Origin of the sequence: uncultured Gilvimarinus sp., from assembly GCF_963972205.1 — a bacterium.
In the GTDB taxonomy this organism is placed as follows: Bacteria; Pseudomonadota; Gammaproteobacteria; order Pseudomonadales; family Cellvibrionaceae; genus Gilvimarinus; species Gilvimarinus japonicus.
Map to the genome: position 1 here is coordinate 865304 of NZ_CAXAUC010000001.1, position 22098 is coordinate 887401.

The 22098-nt window shown below is 53.3% G+C and carries 19 protein-coding genes; 7 read left to right on the top strand and 12 right to left on the bottom strand.

The features are described from left to right. Positions 1-124: 124 nt before the first annotated feature. Genes AACY82_RS03770 through AACY82_RS03780 form a run of 3 tightly spaced genes read left to right on the top strand, consistent with a single transcriptional unit; the run spans position 125 to position 2576 of the window. Positions 125-1609: a leucyl aminopeptidase gene (locus AACY82_RS03770; protein WP_339615425.1), complete on the top strand. Its 1485-nt coding sequence runs from the start codon at positions 125-127 to the stop codon at positions 1607-1609. A 5-nt stretch (positions 1610-1614) separates the two neighbouring features. Continuing rightward, positions 1615-2055: a DNA polymerase III subunit chi gene (locus AACY82_RS03775; protein WP_339615426.1), complete on the top strand. Its 441-nt coding sequence runs from the start codon at positions 1615-1617 to the stop codon at positions 2053-2055. A gap of 11 nt (positions 2056-2066) precedes the next feature. Then, positions 2067-2576 (top strand): hypothetical protein, encoded by a 510-nt coding sequence (locus tag AACY82_RS03780; RefSeq protein ID WP_339615427.1) that lies wholly within the window; start codon positions 2067-2069, stop codon positions 2574-2576. A gap of 16 nt (positions 2577-2592) precedes the next feature. Here the strand turns inward: AACY82_RS03780 and AACY82_RS03785 are convergent, their stop codons facing one another. Together AACY82_RS03785 and AACY82_RS03790 are read right to left on the bottom strand one after the other, a co-directional pair. Beyond that, positions 2593-3807 carry a sugar efflux transporter gene (locus AACY82_RS03785; RefSeq protein ID WP_339615428.1) on the bottom strand — a complete coding sequence of 405 codons (1215 nt, stop codon included), beginning with the start codon at positions 3805-3807 and terminating at the stop codon, positions 2593-2595. 327 nt (positions 3808-4134) lie between these two features. Next, positions 4135-4575 carry a response regulator gene (locus AACY82_RS03790; protein WP_339615429.1) on the bottom strand — a complete coding sequence of 147 codons (441 nt, stop codon included), beginning with the start codon at positions 4573-4575 and terminating at the stop codon, positions 4135-4137. A 229-nt stretch (positions 4576-4804) separates the two neighbouring features. Here AACY82_RS03790 and AACY82_RS03795 point away from each other — a divergent pair, with 229 nt between their 5' ends. After that, positions 4805-5497, top strand: a complete 693-nt coding sequence (locus AACY82_RS03795; protein WP_339615430.1) for a S24 family peptidase — start codon at positions 4805-4807, stop codon at positions 5495-5497. A 491-nt stretch (positions 5498-5988) separates the two neighbouring features. Here the strand turns inward: AACY82_RS03795 and aceF are convergent, their stop codons facing one another. From aceF to AACY82_RS03820, 5 genes are all read right to left on the bottom strand, one after another. Next, positions 5989-7899, bottom strand: coding sequence for a pyruvate dehydrogenase complex dihydrolipoyllysine-residue acetyltransferase (gene aceF, locus AACY82_RS03800; protein WP_339615431.1), 1911 nt, complete (start codon positions 7897-7899; stop codon positions 5989-5991). Positions 7900-8007: 108 nt separating this feature from the next. After that, a complete protein-coding gene (aceE, locus tag AACY82_RS03805) occupies positions 8008-10659 on the bottom strand; it encodes a pyruvate dehydrogenase (acetyl-transferring), homodimeric type (RefSeq protein WP_339615432.1) in 2652 nt (883 codons plus the stop codon). A gap of 304 nt (positions 10660-10963) precedes the next feature. Then, complete coding sequence (locus tag AACY82_RS03810; protein WP_339615433.1) at positions 10964-13963, bottom strand: insulinase family protein; 3000 nt, start codon at positions 13961-13963, stop codon at positions 10964-10966. Further along, a complete protein-coding gene (locus tag AACY82_RS03815; RefSeq protein WP_339615434.1) occupies positions 13963-15066 on the bottom strand; it encodes an AI-2E family transporter in 1104 nt (367 codons plus the stop codon). Before AACY82_RS03815 ends, AACY82_RS03810 begins: the two co-directional genes overlap by 1 nt. Before the next feature lie 25 nt (positions 15067-15091). After that, positions 15092-15355: a sulfurtransferase TusA family protein gene (locus AACY82_RS03820; RefSeq protein ID WP_339615435.1), complete on the bottom strand. Its 264-nt coding sequence runs from the start codon at positions 15353-15355 to the stop codon at positions 15092-15094. A gap of 204 nt (positions 15356-15559) precedes the next feature. Between AACY82_RS03820 and AACY82_RS03825 the strand changes: the two genes are divergently transcribed. Continuing rightward, a complete protein-coding gene (locus AACY82_RS03825; RefSeq protein WP_339615436.1) occupies positions 15560-16996 on the top strand; it encodes a M48 family metalloprotease in 1437 nt (478 codons plus the stop codon). 13 nt (positions 16997-17009) lie between these two features. Here AACY82_RS03825 and AACY82_RS03830 read toward each other — a convergent pair whose 3' ends face one another. From AACY82_RS03830 to AACY82_RS03840, 3 genes are read right to left on the bottom strand one after another with little or no spacing between them, the layout of a single operon-like run. Beyond that, positions 17010-17234, bottom strand: coding sequence for a SlyX family protein (locus AACY82_RS03830; RefSeq protein WP_339615437.1), 225 nt, complete (start codon positions 17232-17234; stop codon positions 17010-17012). Between the two features lie 35 nt (positions 17235-17269). After that, on the bottom strand, positions 17270-18439 hold the full coding sequence (locus AACY82_RS03835) for a serine hydrolase domain-containing protein (protein WP_339615438.1): 1170 nt from the start codon (positions 18437-18439) through the stop codon (positions 17270-17272). Positions 18440-18467: 28 nt separating this feature from the next. Further along, complete coding sequence (locus tag AACY82_RS03840; RefSeq protein ID WP_339615439.1) at positions 18468-18812, bottom strand: cytochrome c; 345 nt, start codon at positions 18810-18812, stop codon at positions 18468-18470. Positions 18813-18922: 110 nt separating this feature from the next. On the opposite strand from AACY82_RS03840, the gene yciH reads away from it, so the two are divergent. Beyond that, positions 18923-19246 carry a stress response translation initiation inhibitor YciH gene (gene yciH / locus AACY82_RS03845; RefSeq protein WP_339615440.1) on the top strand — a complete coding sequence of 108 codons (324 nt, stop codon included), beginning with the start codon at positions 18923-18925 and terminating at the stop codon, positions 19244-19246. 87 nt (positions 19247-19333) lie between these two features. Then, entirely contained in the window at positions 19334-19870 is a 537-nt protein-coding gene (locus AACY82_RS03850; protein ID WP_339615441.1) for an energy transducer TonB, read from the top strand. 79 nt (positions 19871-19949) lie between these two features. On the opposite strand, the gene AACY82_RS03855 is transcribed toward AACY82_RS03850, so the two are convergent. Further along, positions 19950-20897, bottom strand: coding sequence for an acetyl-CoA carboxylase carboxyltransferase subunit alpha (locus AACY82_RS03855; RefSeq protein ID WP_339615442.1), 948 nt, complete (start codon positions 20895-20897; stop codon positions 19950-19952). A gap of 345 nt (positions 20898-21242) precedes the next feature. After that, a complete protein-coding gene (locus tag AACY82_RS03860; RefSeq protein ID WP_339615443.1) occupies positions 21243-22052 on the bottom strand; it encodes a DUF4198 domain-containing protein in 810 nt (269 codons plus the stop codon). Positions 22053-22098 lie beyond the last annotated feature (46 nt).

The window sequence follows — 22098 nt, forward strand, 5'->3', positions numbered from 1 at the left end:
AGCGCTGTTCGTTCCAGCGACACCGTCGCCCGATTTCTCGGCAACTGTTATTGCCGGGGCGAGTGTAACCGAATAACGGTTACCGCTTAACCGCTCGCAACACAAAATTAACTAGGGGTCACACATGCAGTTTCAAGCTAAGTCATTCGACGCTACCAGCCACCGCAGCGCGCTTTTGGTCGTAGGGGTATTTTCCGACACTACCCTGACACCCAGCGCTCAGCTTATTGATCAGGCCGGTAAAGGTCAGCTGAGCAAATTACTGACTCGTGAAAAATTCACCGGAGCTCGCGGCACCAGCCTAATGCTCCATCACAATGTTGGCCAAAGTGCCGATCGCTTGCTGTTGCTGGGACTCGGAAAATCTGCCAAAAGCGACGTTGAACCTGCCGCCATTAGTGCAGCCCTTAGCGCACTGCAAAGCGCGGTAAAAGGTGCCCCGTATAAAAACGTCAGCATCGATTTAACCGGCGTCACCGTCGGTGGCCAAAACGCCAGTTGGCTGGCGCGCAAAATCGCGCAAACCTTAACCACCGATCTCTGGCAGTTTGACCAGCTCAAAAGCCAAAAGCCCAGCAAAATTAACATCAATAAAATTACGGTTAATGTCGATGGCAGCCCCGCCAGTGTTAAAAAGGCATTAGCACAAGGCCAGGCACTGGGCGATGGCATGAACTACGCCCGCGAACTGGGCAACCTACCCGGCAACATCTGCACCCCAACCTACCTGGCCAATCAAGCCCGCGCTCTGGCTCGCGGCCAGAGCAAGCTGCACGTAAGCGTGTTAACCGAAAAACAAATGAAAGCCGAGGGCATGGGTTCACTGCTATCCGTCTCAGCCGGCAGTGACGAGCCCGCTAAGCTCATTGTGATGGAGTACCGCGGAGCGGCTAAATCAAAAGCGCCCAACGTACTGGTCGGCAAGGGCATCACCTTTGACACTGGCGGCATAAGCCTTAAGCCAGGCGCCGGCATGGATGAAATGAAATTTGACATGTGCGGCGCAGCCAGCGTGTTTGGCACAATGAAGACTCTGATCGCCCTGCAGCCTAATATCAACGTGGTGGCGATTGTCGCCGCGGCCGAAAACATGCCATCGGGCGGCGCCACTAAACCCGGTGATATCGTGACCTCTATGTCAGGCCAAACCATTGAAGTACTCAACACTGACGCCGAGGGCCGACTGGTACTGTGCGACGCCCTAACCTACGCCAAGCGCTTTAAACCCAAAACCGTAGTGGACATAGCCACCCTTACCGGCGCCTGTGTTATCGCCCTAGGCAGCCACGCTCACGGCTTATACAGTAACGACCAGCAATTTGCCGAGCAGCTTTTAGCGGCGGGCATCGAGGCCGGGGATCGCGCGTGGCAAATGCCCCTGTGGGACGAATACCAAAAACAACTCGACAGCAACTTTGCCGATATCGCCAACATTGGCGGTCGCGAAGCCGGCAGCATAACCGCCGCTTGCTTTTTATCGCGCTTTACCAAAGAGCTCCGCTGGGCACACCTGGACATTGCCGGCACGGCTTGGAATTCAGGCAGTGCTAAAGGTGCTACCGGCCGCCCCGTGCCTTTGCTGGTGCAATACTTACTCGACAGTAAATAATTGCTATGACCGAAGTGGATTTTTACATCCTCAGCAGCGATGAGCCCGACAAGCGACTGGCCTTTGCCAGCCGCTTGTGCGAAAAAGCCATTAACAATGGCCGCAAAGTTTTGATCGCCACCGATGATGCGACGCAACTGGCATCAGTGGCTAAGTACCTAACCGACGAGCGGCCAGAAAGTTATCTGCCCTGGCGCCACAGTGATGCTACCGACTCGGGCGAGCCCATCGCCCTTGACTGTAGCGGCGAGTGCGGTAATCATCACGATGTACTGATTAGCTTATGCGCACAATTGCCAGAGTATTTTAGCCGCTTTGCCAGAATGGCCGAAGTGGTCATTCAAACCGACGCAGTGCTTGCGCACACCCGCCAGCACTGGAGCTTTTTAGGCGAGCGCGGCTACCCCATCAGGCACCACAAACTAGGACGGGCGCATAACGTATAAGAGTCAATGCCATGAGCGATGAGCGCGAGAAAACCCGCAGTGAGTTATTAAATGAGCTGGAGTCTATCCAAGGATTATTGGACAACGATGACATCCCTGTACTGCAAGAGGTTATTGAGCAGTTAGAGCAGCGCCACAACAACATGCTGGGCCGGCACGAAGAGAACTACGAGCTAGATTTAGGCGGTACCATCAACACTCAAGCCACTGCCGCGCCAACCCCAGGTCCCCACTCAACGGCGCAACCGACTAACAGCTCTGCAAAAAACGTAACGCCCGCTCAGCATTCATCCAGCCACAGTGAAAACCCGTTTTTGCCACAACATATCCGTTCACGCTTGCGGGGCAATCGCGCCGGTGACTTTACAACAGAACCCAACAACCGTAAAAACGCCGAGCGACAACGGCTAATTGACGAGGTCATTGGCGACTTAATGCCACAATTAAAAGCCACACTGCGCACTAAACTATCGACGTTAACAGACGCGCAGTTGCACGCACTTAACAGCCAGGACGATTAGTATTTTTCTAGCGTGCCTATGTCTCTACACCCTCACCGGCCCGCACCAACATAAACAACCCACCGGCCAAAATCACTAACACCATGTTCGCCATAAACACGCTTAAATAACCATAAGCCTCGGCCACACCACTAATAAGCAAGCTGCTTAATAACGTCCCCACGTGGGTCGTATTGGTATATAACGCCGAGGCACTGCCCGCACGCCCCGGTAACATTTGCTGCACCACCGAGACACCCAAACCGGCCAAAATGCCAACAAACACCGCGTTGGCAATTTGCAGTGCAAATAACTGCCAAAGTGCCGTTGCGCAAAACACGCCGGCATACAACACTAACCCGGCCAAGGCACTGGCGCGCACCAAGTTCAGCGGGTTCATACGCGCAGCTAACACGCCGGCAAGCAACATTACCGGCACCTCTAGCCCAGCGGCGGCACCCATAATCCACCCCACCCAACCGGTCGAAATATCCAAATTGCGTGTAAGGTGCAAAGGCAAGCTAATTAAATACGCGTTGTTGACACACCACATTAACGAAAACGCCAACACGCAGAGCGCTAAAGACCAACGCGAACGGGCATTTAAACTCCCCCATAAACCTGATTTAACCTCAGGCTCATCCGAATGGCCCGTCAGCTTTAACGCTGGCAACATTTTGGGGCTAACAATCGCCACCGCCGCAAATAGCGCCGCCGCAATCGAGTACAAGCTGGTAAACCCCCAATGGCTGGCAATTAAAAAGCCCGCTGGCGGCCCCGCCACCCAAGCAAAAGCAATTTGCGCCCGAACGACCGCGTTAAACAAGGCAATACGCTCAAGCGGCAAACAGTTTTCGGCGTACTCTAGGCTATAAGCCAAAATCTGCGAGAAAGCTACCATCGCCAAACTCAGCAAAAATACTGCCGACAAGCAGGTCAGCCAATAGTGGCGCGACAACGCAAACACCAAACAACCCAGCACCCCGACTAGACACAAGCCCACCACTAACATGCGTCGATCTTTAAGCGAGTCGGACCAAGCGCCTATTACTTGATTGTAAACAATGCTGCCAATCGCGATTCCCGCATAGGGAATGCCCACCCAAAAGGGGCTTACCCCCACCTCATCAGCAAAAAAGATACTCAATGTCGGCAGTAACAGCGCGCCGACCACCCCCGTCGCAAAGGTCAAAAAATAAATACCCAGCGCTACCGGTTTAAACAGTACCGTTTTTTGCAAAAAATTGGTCACTCTCACCTCAAGTCGTGATCGAACACCACAAGGCGCCCGGTTACAGGTATTACCCAACGAAAAACCCCAGCGTGAGCAAGCTCAAACTGGGGTTTTCGTGGTATATGGTTAAGTTTACCTCAGAACCCGTAACAAGAAGGGTAAGAAGCGTAAAGCTCAGAAAACAGGCCAGCGCATCAACAACGTACGCCTCCAACCCAAAATGCCTCACTATAAAGACTGATAAGCACTCAAGCGCCAGCAGGTGTGTTTAATAATCGCGATAACGAAGAACAGTATAGAAGCGCTTGGCAGGACTGAGCACATACAGCACCAAAAAAGTCGGTGTTAATGCTCCGCTAACAGCGCCGTTTCTAACCAATAAGACTTAATCAAAGACATCACTCTCACCAACTCATCAAAGCTGGTAGGTTTCGTAAAATAAGTATTACCGCCAAACTCGTAGGTATATTTTATATCCTCCTCGTTACTAGAGGTGGTAAAAACCACGATTGGAATGTGTTTTAAGTGCTCATCTTGCTTGATGTGGCGCAGCGCTTCGCGACCATCCATGCGCGGCATATTTAAATCGAGCAGTATCAAGCCCGGCACCAATTCTGGCGCTTGCAGTTTTTCTAACAGCGCTTGGCCGTCTTCAACAAACAGCACATCGTCAGACAACACACCATTTTCTTCTAATGCATCCCGAATTAGCAATTGGTCGTCGAGGTCATCTTCCGCTATCATTAACCCACGATTTTTTCGCCATGCTAATGTTGTTTTGCTCATATATTGCGTCCATAAGTCGCCCGGCGAGTGTATCGTGGGGTGAGTAGCCACTAGAGGTGGTTATGTAATAAGGTAGAACAAACCGTCGTTATTCGCTTGGAATTGATCGTTCAAGAGAGTAAAACAGCTGAGATAGCAACCCACTGCCATCCATCGCGTTGCAACCGGGATATTAGCAAGCTAATATCCCGGTTGCAACAGGCACCAACTCTTTAATTTGTGCGTCCTTATGAACAAAAACCTGTTAGCCAACGAGCGTATCACCCAGCTGCGAGACCTACTGGGCCTATCCCAGAGTGACTTCTCTGATCGAATTGGTATAACGCAAGGCGCTTTGTCACAGCTTGAGGCGAGCAAGTCTAAGCTCTCTATGACAACGATCAACTCAATCCACCAAGCTTTTAGCGTCAACTGCAACTGGCTCGTGGCCGGTGAAGGAAAAACGTTTTTAGTCGATACGCAAGGTGACATATCCCCACTGCAAGGTTCGAGCTGCCCAGACCCGCTTATTCCGATGCTCAATGTGGATGCCCACGCGGGCTATATAAGCCAGTGCAACGATCCCGACTATATAAAGACCTTAGGTGTTTACAGGATTCCAGGTTTTGAAGACGGAGACTACCGCCTGTTCGAAACAGACGGGGACAGTATGGAGCCGTCACTCTATTCAGGAGAGGTGGTAATTGCCGAGCGACTCGAGCCCGGCAAAGCATTTGATGACGGATCACTAGCCGTGATCGTTGCCGAAGACGGAGTGCTTGCCAAACGTATTTACCTAAGCACTCAAGATAAGCTTATAGTAAAAAGCGACAACACTGCCTACAAACCCTATACCTTAAACAAAAAAGACATAGGCGAGATCTGGTTGATTCGATCTAAAATAACCTCTCACTTTAACGGGGTCAGTGCACCGCAGCGCTAGGCCCACATTAGTAGACCACGTTCCTGAGCTAAAAGGCTCAAGCCTGACCTACAAAATTAAAACAGCGCTGTTAACTCCTAACAGAACACACTTTCAATATCCCCAATTGTAATACTTCCAGTACTCCGCAGCATTTATTAATAGGAAGCATTATTCGGCGGCATTGATTTTCAACACTCACGCCACCTTTTAAAACCTAGAAAACACACCTCAGACACCCGTCAATATAAACGGGCAACCCAAAGTCACAGGAAAAATAAAGATATTTTTGAAAACTAGTAACCCATGATTTTTTACAGTCTGCGGTCTATTGCATAGCGCATAACGAACCCACAAAAACGCTCCGTAAACAACAAATGTAATGCTAACGAGTGGAGTGCGGGGTTCGCATACAAGACAGGTAAAAACTCCCAGTGGCTGACTGCTATAACTCTTAAACAAAAAAGCCCAGCTTGATCACTCAAGCTGGGCTTTTAAACACTCACCTACTCTTACAGCAATAAGCGACGTACGTCGGCAACTACGGCAGTCAGGTAAGTAAAGAAGCGTCCGGCATCGGCGCCGTTAATGGCGCGGTGATCGTAAGACAGAGCCAGCGGCAACATGTTGCGCGGGATAAACTCACTACCATTCCAAACTGGCTTCATTTGCGCCTTAGAAACACCCAAAATGGCAACCTCGGGCGCATTGACGATTGGGGTAAAGCCGTTGCCACCCATAGCGCCCAAGCTTGATATGGTAAAACAGCCGCCCTGCATGTCAGCAGCGGTTAGTTTGCCATCGCGCGCCTTTTTAACAATTGCGCTAAAGTCGTCGGCCAGCTCCCACAAACCTTTTTTATCGACGTCTCGAATCACTGGCACCATCAAACCGTTTGGCGTATCAACAGCAACACCAATGTGCACATATTTCTTCTGCACAATGTGCTCGCCATCGTGATGCATAGAGACGTTAAAGCTGGGCTCGGCAACCAAAGCGGCGGCACAGGCCTTTAACAAAAACGGTAGCGGCGTTAATTTGCTGCCACGCTTTTCAGCTTCGGCTTTAAGGCCTTTACGGAAAGCTTCGAGCTCGGTGATGTCGGCATCGTCCCACTGAGTAACGTGTGGAATATTAAGCCAGTTGCGCACCATGTTGTCAGCGGTAAGCTTTTTGATCTTGCTCATTTTGACCGTTTCGATCTCGCCGAATTTGGCAAAATCAACCGCCGGAATCGCAGGAATACCGCTGCCGCCAGCAGTGCTCTTGCCAGACTGACTATCCGCTACGATGTTTTTCACATAGTCGCGCACGTCGTCTTTGTTAACACGGCTGCGAGGTCCGCTGCCTTTAACCTTTTTTAGATCAACGCCCAACTGTCGCGCCAACTTGCGCACGGCGGGGCCGGCGTAAACATCCGAAGAGTTAACCACTTCGACGTTATCCGCCGTTACCGGCGATCCAGACGAGGTTGTCGCTGTGCTGGCAGCAGGGGCGCTTGCGGCTTGCGGTGCAGACTCCGCCTTTGGTGCCGGCGCCGCCGGTGCCGCTGACTCAACTTCCATCTCACAAATGGCATCACCCTGCGAGAGCTTGTCACCTTCTTTAACCGAAACTTTCACCACTTTACCAGCGCTAGGCGCCGGAATTTCCATAGAGGCTTTGTCGGTTTCCAGTACGATTAAAGTATCGCCTTCGTCGATTTCATCACCGGCACTGATGGAAATCTCGATCACTGCCGCACCTTCAGAGCCACCGATATCCGGTACAGGTATAACTTCGACAGAGCTACTACCTGAAGCTGGCGCGGGCGCTGCACTGGACTCGGCGGGAGTCTCTGCAGGTGCTTCAGTTGCGCCACCGGTCATCACACCCAGCTTGTCGCCCTGAGAAACTTTATCGCCCTCTTTAAGATCGATGCTAACAATTTTACCGCTGGCCGGCGCTGGAATTTCCAACGAGGCTTTGTCGGTTTCTAGCACAACCAACGAATCGCCTTCGCTAACTTCATCGCCAACTGCAACGCAGATCTCGATCACGTCGACATTCTCTGAGCCACCAAGATCGGGGATAGTGATATCTTGCTCGGCCGATGCGGCTGCAGGCGCGGCTTTTGACTCAGGCTCTGGCGCCGGCTCATTTTTAGCTGGCTCTTCTTTGTCGCTGTCGCTGGCGCCTGCGCCACCCTCGGCTTCAACTTCAAAGATCACATCGCCTTCAGAGACTTTATCACCCTCTTTTACTTTAATCGCTGTTACCTTGCCGGCAACAGTGCTCGGTATTTCCATCGAGGCCTTATCGGTCTCCAACACCAACAGCGAATCATCGATTGCTACGGTATCGCCAACGGCGACCGAAATTTCAATGACATCTACATTTTCCGAGCCGCCAATATCGGGGACTTTTATCGATTCAATTGCCACGGTAACTCCTCGCTACTTTTTTAATCCGCCCCAGCTTGTGGCTGTGGCTTACGTTATCCATTGATCTTGCAGGGCGCTTGGCGCGCCCCACTTGTCGCGGGTAGGCGACTATACGGTCAACGGATCGGCTTTATCTGGATCAATACCAAACTGTTTGATGGCTTTGGCTACAACGTCGGCTTTGATTTTGCCTTGGTCGGCCAGAGATTTCAGTGCGGCAATCACCACAAAGTGGCTGTCAACCTCAAAGAAGTGACGCAACTTTTTGCGTGAGTCACTGCGACCAAAACCGTCGGTACCCAGCACTTGATAATCGCCCGGAATAAACGCACGCAATTGTTCTGCGTAGTTCTTCATGTAATCGGTGGCGATAATAAACGGCCCATCCTGAGACTCTAAGACCTCAGTAATATAGGCTTTGCGCGGTGTTTCGGTTGGGTGTAACAAGTTCCAGCGCGCGGTGGCCTGACCTTCACGGGTCAACTCGTTAACGCTGGTGACACTCCAAATATCAGCTTCAACACTGAAGTCTTTGCGCAGGATCTCGGCTGCGGCAATCACCTCATTCAAAATAGTGCCCGAGCCCATCAACTGAACACGGTTTTTCTTCTTGCTGGTGCCTTTTTCAAGCTGATAAATACCTTTAATGATGCCCTCTTCGACACCTTCTGGCATATCAGGATGAACGTAGTTTTCGTTCATCAACGTAATGTAGTAGTAACAGTTCTCTTTGTCCTGGTACATCCGCTTTAGACCGTCTTGTACCACAACCGCCACCTCGTAAGAGAAGGTCGGATCGTAGCTGCGACAGTTAGGGATAGTGTTCGCCAAAATATGGCTGTGACCATCTTGGTGCTGCAAGCCTTCACCGTTCAGCGTGGTACGCCCTGCGGTGCCGCCCAGCAAGAAGCCACGCGCTTGCGCATCGCCCGCCAACCAAGCCAAGTCGCCAATGCGTTGAAAACCAAACATAGAGTAGTAAATGTAAAACGGCAGCAACGGTTTTGCGTGGTTGCTGTACGAGGTGGCCGCGGCAACCCAAGCGGACATAGCGCCGGCTTCGTTGATGCCCTCTTCCAGAATCTGGCCTTTCTCGTCCTCTTTGTAGTACATGATCTGGCCGGCGTCTTGCGGGGTATACTTCTGACCCAACGCCGAGTAAATACCCACTTGACGGAACATGCCTTCCATACCAAAGGTACGAGCTTCGTCCGGTACAATCGGCACCACTTGTTTGCCAATCTGCTTGTCTTTAAGCAGCGTGTTTAGCACGCGCACAAACGCCATTGTGGTCGAGATTTCACGCTCACCGGTGCCTTTAAGCTGAGCTTTAAAGGCGTCCAACTCGGGGATAGGCAGCGATTCAAAATCAGACTTACGCGCTGGCAGGTAACCATCCAACGTGCGACGACGCTCTTGCAAGTATTGCATTTCGGCGCTGTCATCCGCAGGGCGGTAGTAAGGGATTTTCTCCAGGTCTTTATCATCGATCGGAATGCTAAAACGATCACGGAAGGTTTTAAGCCCTTCGATGTCGAGTTTTTTAACTTGGTGAGCGTTGTTAACCGCTTCACCAGTGGGGCCCATGCCATAACCTTTAACGGTTTGCGCCAACACCACTGTCGGCACGCCTTTAGTGTTAACCGCATTATGATAAGCGTTATACACTTTGTGCGCGTCGTGACCGCCACGCGCCAGGCGCAGAATATCGTCGTCAGACAAATCTTTAACCAGCTCTAACAGCTCTGGGTACTTACCAAAGAAGTGCTCACGGGTGTAAGCGCCGCCATTGGCTTTATAGTTTTGCATCTCGCCATCACACACTTCATCCATGCGCTTTTGCAGCAGGCCGGTGGTGTCTTTTTCAAGCAGTGCATCCCAGCCGCCGCCCCACAGAACTTTAACCACGTTCCAGCCAGCGCCACGGAATACGCCTTCGAGCTCTTGTACGATTTTACCGTTACCACGTACCGGCCCATCCAAGCGCTGCAAGTTACAGTTGATCACAAAGATCAGGTTGTCGAGTTTTTCGCGGCCAGCCAGCGCAATTGCGCCCAAGCTTTCTGGCTCGTCACACTCGCCGTCGCCCAAAAACGCCCAAATTTTACGGTCGCCTTTGTCGATCAGCTCGCGCTGATCCATGTAGCGCATTACTTGCGCTTGATAAATAGCCGCAATAGGACCGAGGCCCATAGAAACGGTGGGAAACTGCCAGTAATCAGGCATCAACCAAGGATGCGGATAAGACGACAAACCTTTACCGTCCACTTCGCGACGGAAGTTATCCAGTTGATCTTCGGTCAGACGACCTTCGAGGTAAGAGCGCGCGTACATGCCCGGAGAGCTGTGCCCCTGGAAGTACACCAAATCGCCCGGCTTATCGCCGTCATTACCACGAAAGAAATGGTTAAAACCCACCTCGTACAAGGTAGCCGCTGAGGAGAATGACGCGATATGACCGCCCAGCTCATCATCATTTTTGTTCGCACGAACCACCATCGCAATCGCGTTCCAGCGAATAATTGAACGGATTTTACGTTCAATGTAGTGATCGCCGGGGCTTTGGATTTCTTTGGAGGTGGGAATGGTGTTGCGATAAGGCGTGGTGATAGCAGAGGGCTGATCAATGCCGTGGTCTGCAGCAGACTCGGACAGGCTCTTCAGAAGAAATGCGGCACGCTCTTTCCCCACGTGACGTACTACAGAATCGAGGGCATCGCGCCACTCTCGGGTTTCCAGAGCATCAATATCTTCTATCATTTAATTCTCCTCAGTCATGCGCCTTTTGAGCACATTTGGACACAGCGTTAACACCAACGCAGACCGTACCTGGCAGGATAGCTACCAGTGGCCTCGCCCCTTTACGTTGTGACTATATTAGGGTTAAACGTGGCGATTACCCCAATACTGGGGCCCAAAAATGCGCGAATTTTTACATATTTACGGGATTTTTGCTAGCCCTGCGATATCAGCAGCGGGGCAACACCAAGATCGGTACGCATTTTGCTCAGACAGGCCAATTTTCAAACAGGCCCGAACGACAAACACCCGGCCGCGCTACATTTTAGGGCAAAACGGGCCCCTGCAACGGCTGCTTCTGCAAATGATTCCAATAACTATCTAGCGCTTTTTGGTTAGAGCTTGGCGCATTTTTCTCCGCCGCTCCCGTAAGAGTTAGCGCGCCGGCCACCCGCTCAGCCAAATAGCGGCGATATCGCTCAGACGAGGCCACGCTTGCACCGGCAACCTCTGTCATAACAGATGTATTGGCCATGGTAGCATCCACCAGCTCACGCCACAGCGCCGTGCTTTTTTCACGCAAACCGCCGGCACTATCGTTGGCAAGCCTTCGCCCAACAACCGTTTGGGCCTCTGCGATCGCAGCGGATGGCCACTGGCGAGCCAACTCTTGACGCACAAACTCGCGCAGCGCCGCCCCGTCGGCTATCTCTCCCGCCCAATAAACCACCAGCGCCGGGCGCCCTGCCAGCAGCCAATCAAATACGGCGATATTAGCCGGGTCAATGGTCGTTGTGGGCGTCACTGAATGCGCTTCCCGTTGCGAATCATCTGCAGAGCTTTCGTCTGCCGCACTTTTAAGGCTCACCGTAGTGTCTGCGATAGCACCCGAGGCACCTTCAGCGGTATCGTCACCCGCGACGAGCCCTTTGATTACAAACTGATCCGCAATGTTCTCAGGCTCTGCCGTTAGCGATTCGCGCAGCAGTTGCGCGGCAAGCTGCATTTGAGCGTAATCGACGGCGCTGGCGCCCCGCCCCTGCAGGTAGAGCGCCACACCACTGCCATCGCGAGTTGGCAGGTTTAATTGTGGGCCCTTACCGCCACTCAAGCGGCCATAAGTGGCGGTACGTGGCGCACCGGCATCATCCTCTAAAAAATAGTGCTCACTTAGAGCCGCCAGCCGCTGCGCTTCTTGGCGATAAAGATTGCCGTAAAACAATATGCTAAGACGCGCCGGACGGTAATGAACATGCTTAAAGTTGCGCAGCTGATCGGGGGTGATACTTGCCAACGCTTCCGCGCGTTCCGCTCGCGTCCAGCTAGGGCGATAGTGCAAGCGGTCTAAACGCTCGCGAAGAATGCTATCCAGCGTATTTCTGGGCATCGTTAAGCGCTCTGCCAACATATCCTGTGCCCGCTTAAAGCGCCGATCTGTGATTTCTGCATCGTCCAACACTTGATCGATGCGCGTTAGCATCAAACCAAGTTGCGAGTTGTAGCCATGCACATGGACGTCCAGCCCTAATGCGTGCGGCTGCACCGTAAAATCAACTCCGGCCAGATGTGCGGCAAACGCCTTTTCATTAAGCTCTTGGCGAACCAGCTCCGCCATTAGTTCAGCCTCGGCTGCCGCGAGCGCAGACGCCCCCGCCGCCGGAATCTCTAAGCGCAGCAATACCGACGCCGCCGGGCTGGCAATGTGACCGCGATTAAACCAAGCACTAAAACGCGGCCGGTTAAACAGCTCTACCACCTCATTAATGCCGGTATTTTGCGAGGTAGGTAGCATCGGCGCTTCTTTGGTGCTTAAACGCGTCGGAATAAAATTATTGCGCTCGGGAAAGTCCAGCCGCCGGCGCACAGTAATTTTAATGTCGGGCTGCGCCTCACTCGATTTAACCGCGGAATACGGCGTCAACAACACCGGGCTGCGTTGCTCGCCCGCAACCGCCGCCGTTGACGTCAAACTCACCAAAACATTGTCGCTGCGTAAAAAGTCTAAATAGCGCCGCACCAACCGCTCGTTAAATTCGTTGTAGCGAAACGGGCCGTAAAGGACATCGCGCGGACGGTAATAATGCAGCGCATGAGCCAGCTGAGCGGGATCGCGCACTGCTGAGGCGTCGCGATAACGAAAATCCAACGCCGCCGTGCGGGCCAGCTCAAGGTGGCGCCACTCGCGTAACCCCCGCACCCTGATTTGGTCGAGCATGTAAAATACCAGCGCCACAACTTGATCTTTGGCGCGCACACCGAGGTCAGTCAAATCTATGCGCACTTCAAATAAGCCGTCATAGCGCGACTGCATGCCCATGCCAGTATCGATAGTGTCGGCCCAGCCTAAACTTTTTAGCAGCGCCAGTAAGCTGCCGGGGCCACCGTCGGCCAATAACCTAGAAACTTCCGCCAAGGGTTTTTCAGCGTACAACGCTAAGGGGTTGGGCACAGGAAACAACAACTGCAATTGCGGCTTGGCAATATCGGCCTGGATTTGCACATCAATGGGCAGCGTTTGCGGTGTAAACAGTGGTGGATAATTTGCGTCGCGGATAGTCCCCGGCGCTTTTTGGCTCAAACGGCTCAAGGCAGCGGTGACAATGCTTTGTTGCCGATCGAGCGGCAGATTAGCCACAAGGGCCAGTCGCATCCGCGCGGGGGTATACAGGCGTTTAAAGTTTTTTTGCAGCGCTTCAGTCACTACCGGCAACTGCGCAATACTGGCGGACGCCCCTTGGCGGCGCGCCATTGGGTGCTCAGCATTAAAAAGCGCACTAAAAACATCGTCGCGGCGATCCGTCAGTGTGGCACCCAGCCCCGAGCGAATATTATTGGCCAGTAAATGTTGTCCGCGCTCTATCTCTTCAAGCGGTATTTCTGCACTGCGATCGATATGCGTAAAAAAGTCAGTAAGCGCTGTGGCCAACGCATTCGTCGGCGCTCGCAAATGATACTCGGTGTGCTCGGGCTGAACGTTAATATTGGCCGCCGGATCACTGTATAACACCAAAGCCAGCAAATTATTCAGCCCCGGCAACGCTACCGGATCTTGGTTGGCCCCAGCCAACACACTTAACGCCCAGTTGGCTTCTGTCGCTGCCGGGTCGCGCACTAGCAGCACCTGTAAACCATTGTCATAGGCAAGCGCACGATACGCGCGCGGATCTTCCGGGCTGGCGATCACCTCTTCGACCCGAAACCCCGGCGCCTCGGCAGCGGACTCTGCGGCGGGTGCCGCAAACAGCCGCATCGGCAACACCAGCAGCATAAAACTCAGCACAGCCGTTAAGGATGCTGCCCTTGGCAGCCACCAACCCAACACCATTACTGCGGCTCCGAAATATCAACCGCTGGGCTTGGCTCGGATTCTGACTCGACGGCAATTCCCATGGGCCAGGCGTACAAAATCGCTTTTACTAAGGTGGCTAACGGGATCGCAAAAAATACCCCCCAAAAGCCCCACAAGCCGCCAAACACCAAAACCGCCATAATAATCGCAACCGGGTGCAGGTTAACGGCCTCAGAAAACAGCAGTGGCACAAGAATATTGCCATCGATGCCCTGAATAATGATGTACACCAACATCAAATAAAGAAACTCCGAACCCCACCCCCACTGGAAGTAGGCGATCATGGCAACCGGTATGGTAACCACCGCCGCGCCAATGTACGGAATAACCACCGACAAACCCACAGCAATACCCAGCAGTGCCGCGTAGTTCAGCCCCAACAGCGCAAATGCCACATAAGACACAGAGCCGACAATTAATATCTCGATGGACTTACCGCGCACATAGTTGGCAATTTGCTGGTTCATTTCGCTCCAGATCTTGGTCATCACCGGGCGCTTTTTGGGTAAAAAGCTGGCGATCCAGTCCGCGATTAAAGAGCTGTCTTTAAGGAAGAAGAACACCAAAATAGGCACCAGTACAAAATACACCAGCACCGTCATCAAAATGGGCAGACTGCTTACCGAAAACGTCAAAACATTTTGCCCCATACGGCCAAGCTCGGCCGTTGTGGCCGCGATTAAATCCTCGACCTGCGCTTGGGAGACTAAATTAGGGTAATTCTCGGGCAGCAATAGCAACACGCTTTGCCACTCACCCAGCATCCTCGGCACCTCGGCAAACAGTCGCGCCGACTGCTGCCATAACACTGGCAGCAGTACCAGCAATACCGAGGCGAGCATGAGCAACAGCAAAATAAATGTGACGGTAACCGCCAGCCAGTGCGGCGCGCCCCACTCGCGTAAGCGTACCACCAACCCCTGCATTAAAAACGCGATAATAATACTGGCAATCATCGGGGCCAGTACCACCCCCATGGTTAAGATAACCAGCAAGCTGACAGCAATGATCACCACCAGCAGAACCGCCTCCTCATCGGAGAAATAGCGGTCAATCCAGCTGCGGACTATTTTCAGCATCGTTGTTTCACTCTCCAGATGAGCATTAGACCGCACCTCCTTTTTCAATCAGGTAAACGTATTCATCCCCCATATCGATGAACTCGATCATCTGGTGGCCAGCAAGCTGCACATAGGCGTGAAAATCTCTGACGGAACCCGCATCAGTGGCGCGCACCTCAATCTGGTCGCCTACCGCCAAAGACCGCATGGCCTGCTTGGCACGCAACAGCGGCATAGGGCAGCGCAGTTGTCGGGCGTCTACCAGCGTCGCACTCGGGAGGGAACTGCTCGGATCGATCTTTGTCATACCACCTACAAGCCCACATCAGAACCGCCAGCGGCATCGCCGGAGGTGACCCGACATGCTAGTTAACATTGCGCGTGTGCACAAGTAGCAGGCCGCACGATTGCACTTGCCAGCGCCCCTATGCATTAATGATACTATGCCCCGTAGCAGGACTGACCGTCGTATCTAAATGCGGCTCCGTGTGCCCGAAGAGACCGAGTTATTGTGAATAAAGCTTTATCCCTTGTGTTATCGCTGCTGTTAAGCATTCCCGCCGTAGGCCGCGCCGATGACTTAAACCTGCCGGATTTTGGCGACACGTCATCGGGGATCGTCTCATTCCAGGAGGAGAAACGCCTCGGCAAATTATTTATGCGCAGCTATCGTGCGCAAATACCGACCTCTGACGATCCGCTATTGATTAGCTACTTACGCGATTTAATTGGCCGGCTCACGCAGTTTAGTCAGCTAAATAATCGCAACTTTGAGCTGATCGTCGTCGAAAACCCCGCCATGAACGCCTTTGCCGCCCCCGGCAACGTGATTGGCGTACATACCGGCCTATTTATCTATTCGCAAAACGAAGCACAATTGGCCTCGGTACTGACCCACGAACTGGCTCACTTAAGCCAGCGCCACTACGCGCGCCGGTTAGAGCAGCAACGCAACATGACCATCCCATTTTACACCGCTTTGCTCGCAAGCTTAGTGTTAGCCGCGAGCGGCAGTGACGGAGGCATGGCTGCTATGGCCGCAACTCAGGCTGCGGCCGCCGATGCTCAGTTACGTTTTAGCCGGCAAAACGAGCAAGAGGCTGACCGCCTGGGAATCGATACGCTTATTGATGCCGGTTACGATCCCTACGCCGCGCCGGACATGTTCGAACAGATGCTACGCGCCTCGCGTTATTCGCGCCGACCACCGGACTTTTTGCTCACGCACCCGGTAACCGAGAGCCGGGTAGCCGACGCCCGCTCGCGCGCCATGCGCTATCCGCGCGATGGCAAAACCCAAAAAGACTCGCTGGACTTTCAGCTAATGAAAGCCCGGATTAAAGTACTGCAAGCCGAAAGCGCGCAACAGGCGATTGGTATTTTCCAGTCCGAAATGGACGGTGACAACGCTACCCCAGAGGCCAGCCGCTACGGTCTAGCACTAGCCTACAGCAAAATCGGCAACGCCCAGGAAGCCGCCAAAGCCCTTGCGCCACTGCTGCAAAAAGAGCCAAACCGACTGGTGTATCAAGTCATGGATATCGATATTGACTTGGCTGCTAAAGACTACGACACCGCGCTGGATAAACTGCGCACCGGTCTGCGGCGCCTGCCCAACTACTACCCGTTTAACGTGCGCTACGCCGAGGCCCTGATGGACTCGGGTCACTACCAAAGCGGCGCGGAGTTTTTATCGCAATACGTGCGTAAAGAAACCGAAGACCCTTACATGTGGTATTTGCTGGCCGAGGTGAACGGATTGGCGGGCGACGGACTTGGGGGACACGAGGCGCGGGGCGGATACTTTATCCAGGTTGGTGTGTACGACCGGGCGATCGTACAGCTGCGCAATGCGCTAAAGCTTGCCAAAAACGACTCGCACCGCACCGCCATTTTGCAAGAGCGGTTGCGCTACGTCGAACGCCTACTCTCGGAGCTGGATTTTTAAGAGCAGCGGCCCACTAATAGTGTGGCGGCCGCTCGTCCGCCGCCGATCCGCCCTGCTCGCGATCAAACATAGCGTCGTCAAACTTACTTGCCAGTCCGCCCAACTGCTTGGCCAGCGCCTGCAGTTGACGGTCTTGTCGAGCGACAATGAGGTTCAACTCATTGATCGTGTCCTCTTGAAAGCTCAAACGGCTTTGCAGCTCAATCAACGCTTCTTGCAATACATCGTCCTGCGACATTCTGACAACCTCAATAAAACTATAAGTGAACGCCCTTAAAGTGGCGCCAGCTCGGCAATTAAACGCTGGGCACGAGCATCTATCAACAAACTCTGCCCCAAACGCGCCGTGATATACGCAAACCCTAAGCCCGATTTTGGGTCGGCAAAGCCAACGCTGCCACCGGCCCCCGGATGACCAAACCCCTGCGCACTACCAAACAAACAGTCACCCGCTGACTGAGAGCCCATAAAACCCAAAGCAAAACGCAAAGGCACCCCCAAGACTTTATCGGGCTCGGCGTGCCGCGCCTGAGTAAACTCTGCCAACGTTGTGGCCTCTATGCCCGCGCGCTCACCACCGGCCGCCAACACACCGTAAAAGCGCGCCAGGGCGACGGCACTGGCATGGCAATTAGCCGCTGGTATACAAGCGCTACGCCAAGCGGGTGTGTTAGTCGAATTCATCAGCGTCATAGGATTGGTAAAGGCGCGATTGACCACCCCGCGTGGATCGGCCTTCATTAACTGCCCTAACGCCGCACTATTAGCGCCAGGGCTGGCACTGCCCGCATCGCCCAAGGGCTTTTTTAACGGGCCGACATCAGCCAGCGTCTCCTGCCGCGGCTCTGGCACGCCAAAGTAGGCGTCAAGCGCTAACGGCTCAGCCCAATAGCGTTGAAACAGCTCACTAAACGAGCTCCCGGTAACTTGCTGCACCAGCTCGGCTAAAATCCAGCCGTACAAAAAGGGCGAATAACCTTGTGCTGAGCCGGGTGTCCACCAAGGCTCATCGTATTCTAAAAGGGATTTGACCGAGGCGGCGTCAAAAATCACCGGATCTTTTAGCTTGGGGTGAAACGCACTCATACCACTGCGATGCGCCAGTACATGCCGCACGGTGATAGCCTCTTTCCCCTTACCGGTAAACTCGGGCCAGTAGCAACTAACCGGCTTATCCAAAGCAATCTCACCACGGGCCACCAGCGTCATCACAAGCGCCGCTGCCAGGGGTTTGCCCGCCGAAAAAATATTGACGCAGGTATCCTCCCGCCACGGATGCTTGCGGGCTTTATCGCGAGTGCCCGCCCAGGCACTTACCAGCACCTGATTATCGCGCACCACTGCCACTGCCGCGCCCTCCTCGGCAAAGCGCGAGAAGTTATCAGCAAAGGCGGCAATTAACGGCTCGGCCTCGGGGCCCCACTGCCCTTGCACTTCAATCATAAGCTCAACCCTTTGCTGGTTAACACGTCTACTCCCCCTGGGCGGCAAAATAAGCCGCCAGATGCTGCATGTCGGTATCCGATAAACTCGCCACCATGGCATTCATCATCGGGTTCTCACGACGACCCGCTTTAAAATCGCGTAATTGCGTCAATAAATACGCGCGATCTTGGCCGGCCAGAGTGGGGTAACTCGCCACCCGAGAGACGCCGCCCGGTCCGTGGCAACTCATGCACACCCGCGCCTTGCGCTCACCCAGCGCCACCGGATCAACAACCTCAGGCTTATTATTGGCTCCTTGCGGCTTATCGCATGCGGTTAACGAGATCATCAATATCAGTGCGAGCAGCACACGAATAAAAGCAGTTGTCATAGGCGAGCACTTATCCAATAAAATCTTGAGGCGCATTCTAGCGTCTGTGCCGGCCGAGCGCACGTCGGTTATACTGCCGGTTCCGTGAACCCGAGCAGGAGGAAAAGCGTGTGAGCAAAAACAGTCGACTTGTGTATTCTACCGACGGCGGCCGTGTAAGCGAGAAGCCCCAAAACACCGAAGCCCCCACCGGCGACGGCATCGTGCGCATCCAGCGCTCAAGCAAAGGCCGCGGCGGCAAAACCGTCAGCGTTATTACCGGGGTGCCATTGGTGGGCGATGAACTAAAAAGCCTAGCCAAAAAGCTAAAGCAAGTGTGCGGCACGGGCGGCGCCGTAAAAGAAGGTAACATCGAGATCCAGGGCGACCATCGCGACACCCTTAAGGCGACGCTAGAAAAACTCGACTACAAGGTGAAACTGGCCGGCGGCTGAGTCGCCGAACCACATTAGCTGGCGTAGTTATTGCTTCAAGCCTACCGGAGTTTCAAACTGACAATTTCCTGACGGTGAGGCAAACCCGTGGACAGCACGATCACATACCAAATTATTGACACCGCATTAAAAGTCGCGATTGGCGGCATTGTGGCGCTTGCCAGCGCCTGGTGGTGGAGCCGCCGGCAAATGGTCATCGGCCCGCGCAGCTTGCGCGAACAAAAGCGGCTGGACGTCTTTGAAGACATCTCGGCATTCGTCGGTGAGGTAACCCATATGTTCAGCAAGTACGCCTCACTCGCGGCCGAGTCCGTTGAATTTGGCGAACGCTGGCCCGCCGAGCGCAAACAGGAGTTAACCCGCATCACCGAAGAGCTGGTGGAATCGTTTGGCAAGATGTCAGCCGCCGAGGCAAAACTGCTAATTTTGGGCGAGAAGAATTTAGAGCGCAGCCTAAAAATATACGCGGGGCAAATCGTCGCGTTTCGCCGTCAGGTATACAACGGCCGTAAAGACATCACCACCGATCAGATTAACGCGCTAAAGCAAGGGGTACTGCAAGCACGTGAAAGCTTTTACGACATGCTAAGCCGCAAGTACGACCAAACGCTGGCAGGCGCCTAACCACCAAGCATTTAACTTAAGCACCAGCCATAAAAAAACCGCCCGATACGGCGGTTTTTTTATGGCTAAGTAATAGCGCTTAATTGCCGTAGCTCATTAAACGCTCATAGCGCTTTTCCAGTAACTCTTCAGTGGGTATTTCATTCAGCTGCTCTAGCTGCTCGCTTAAGCGCTGGCGCAGCGTATCAGCCATAGTGTCGATATTGCGATGTGCACCACCGAGCGGCTCAGGGATTGTCTCGTCGACAATGCCTAATTCCTCGAGCACGGTTGAAGTCACCCCCATTGCCTCCGCAGCCAAAGGCGCTTTGTCGACTGTTTTCCAGATGATGTTGGCGCAACCTTCGGGTGAGATTACAAAGTAAGTTGAGTATTGCAGCATGTTTAAGTGATCGCCCACGCCAATGGCTAAGGCGCCACCGGATGACCCTTCACCAATAACCGTACAAATAATCGGAGTTTTTAAACGTGACATCACCGCTAAGTTTTGCGCAATAGCCTCACTGATGCCCCGCTCTTCTGAGTCAATACCTGGGTAGGCCCCAGGAGTATCGATCAAGGTTAAAATGGGCAATTTAAAGCGCTCAGCCATTTCCATTAAACGCAGCGCTTTGCGGTAGCCCTCGGGCTTGGGCATGCCGAAATTACGCTGTACTTTCTCGCTAACGCTACGGCCTTTTTCTTCACCGATTACCATCACCGGCTGACCATTTAACCGGGCTACGCCACCGATAATTGCGTCGTCGTCACCAAAGTGGCGGTCGCCATGCAACTCGTCCCAATCGGTAAAAATACGCTTAATGTAATCCGAGGTATAGGGGCGCTGTGGGTGGCGTGCCACCTGTACCACCTGCCATGAGGAAAGATTGGAGTATATGCTCTCGGTCAGCTTGGTGCTCTTTTCTTTGAGCTTACTGATCTCTTCGTTGATGTTGAGGTCGTTGTCATTGCCGACCAATTGTAGCTCCTCGATCTTACCTTCGAGGACGGCGATAGGCTGCTCAAAATCCAGATAATTCAGGTTCATAGTCACAGTAAACGTATAGGGGAACCCGGTTGAACCCAGGCACCCGCAAAATTAATTAGGGTTTAACAGACTCTTAAAAAATGCCGACGGGGCCCGCGATGGAACGCAAAATCCACGAAAACAGGGCTTTTACCCCCTACAAATGTGCATTTTTAGCTGAATATAAACACCGCTTTGGCCTCGCGACTCGTCTCTCTAGAGCCTACTAGGTGTGCCTAAGATACGCGAAAGCGGCCCGTTCGTCGACCTTTACAAAAGCCACCCGGCTATGCTTAACGGGCAAAGTTTATCCCAGACACAAAAAAGGCGACCGCGAGGTCGCCTTAGCTACACCCAGCGAAAGCGTTACGGCTTAAGCACTTCGACTGTCAAAGAATAGCTGTAGTAGCGCTTGGCGATTTCGCTGCCCTCGGGCATTTCAACCTGAGTGCCAACCTCCAACAAATAACGGCCGGGCACACTCCAGTTAACCTCGGCGGCGCCTTTGCCATCCAAGGTGTAGGCAACGGTGCCTTCTTCATCGCGGTAGCGAGTACCGTCCGGGGTCACCTCTACCGTTAAACCTTTAGCCGGCTTACCGTTTAAGTTAAACACAAAGCGCGATGGCTCATCCGCATACAGTGTATTGGGGTGAGCCCCGCCCACCAACTCAATGCCCTGGCCGCTGGTGCCAAAGTTTTTGCTCGGCGCCCCCAAGGTAATGTAAGTCTCCAGCAAGCTGACAGACTCAGAAAACTTTACGTCGGTAGCATTCGCCGGAATCTTCGCCTTCAGCTCATCCAAAGCACCGCGCCCACGGCTTGGCTTTTCTTCGCCCGGTACTTGGTACGATGAAAAGTACATCGGCTTACCGCCTGACACGACACGGTAGGTGCCCTCTTTGTCGATATCGACATCAAACACTGAGCGACGCTTGCGCAACACCGGGTTAATGGGTGCGTGCACGTTACCGGTCGGGTCGATAATCTCAACACCGTCCGCCGGCATGCCTTTGTCGACATAAAACAAGTTGTTAGAGGCGGTAAAATCAACGCTCACCTGCTCGGCATCACTCAAGCTAAAATCGGTCGGCAACAACCAACGTTTGTGGGCATCGGCCACCAGCGGCCACCCCATTACTGATACGGCTAACGCAACCATCATCTGCTTTTTCATACGTACTCCCTTAATCTAATATTTAGGTTGTTCGGCGCTACATTCA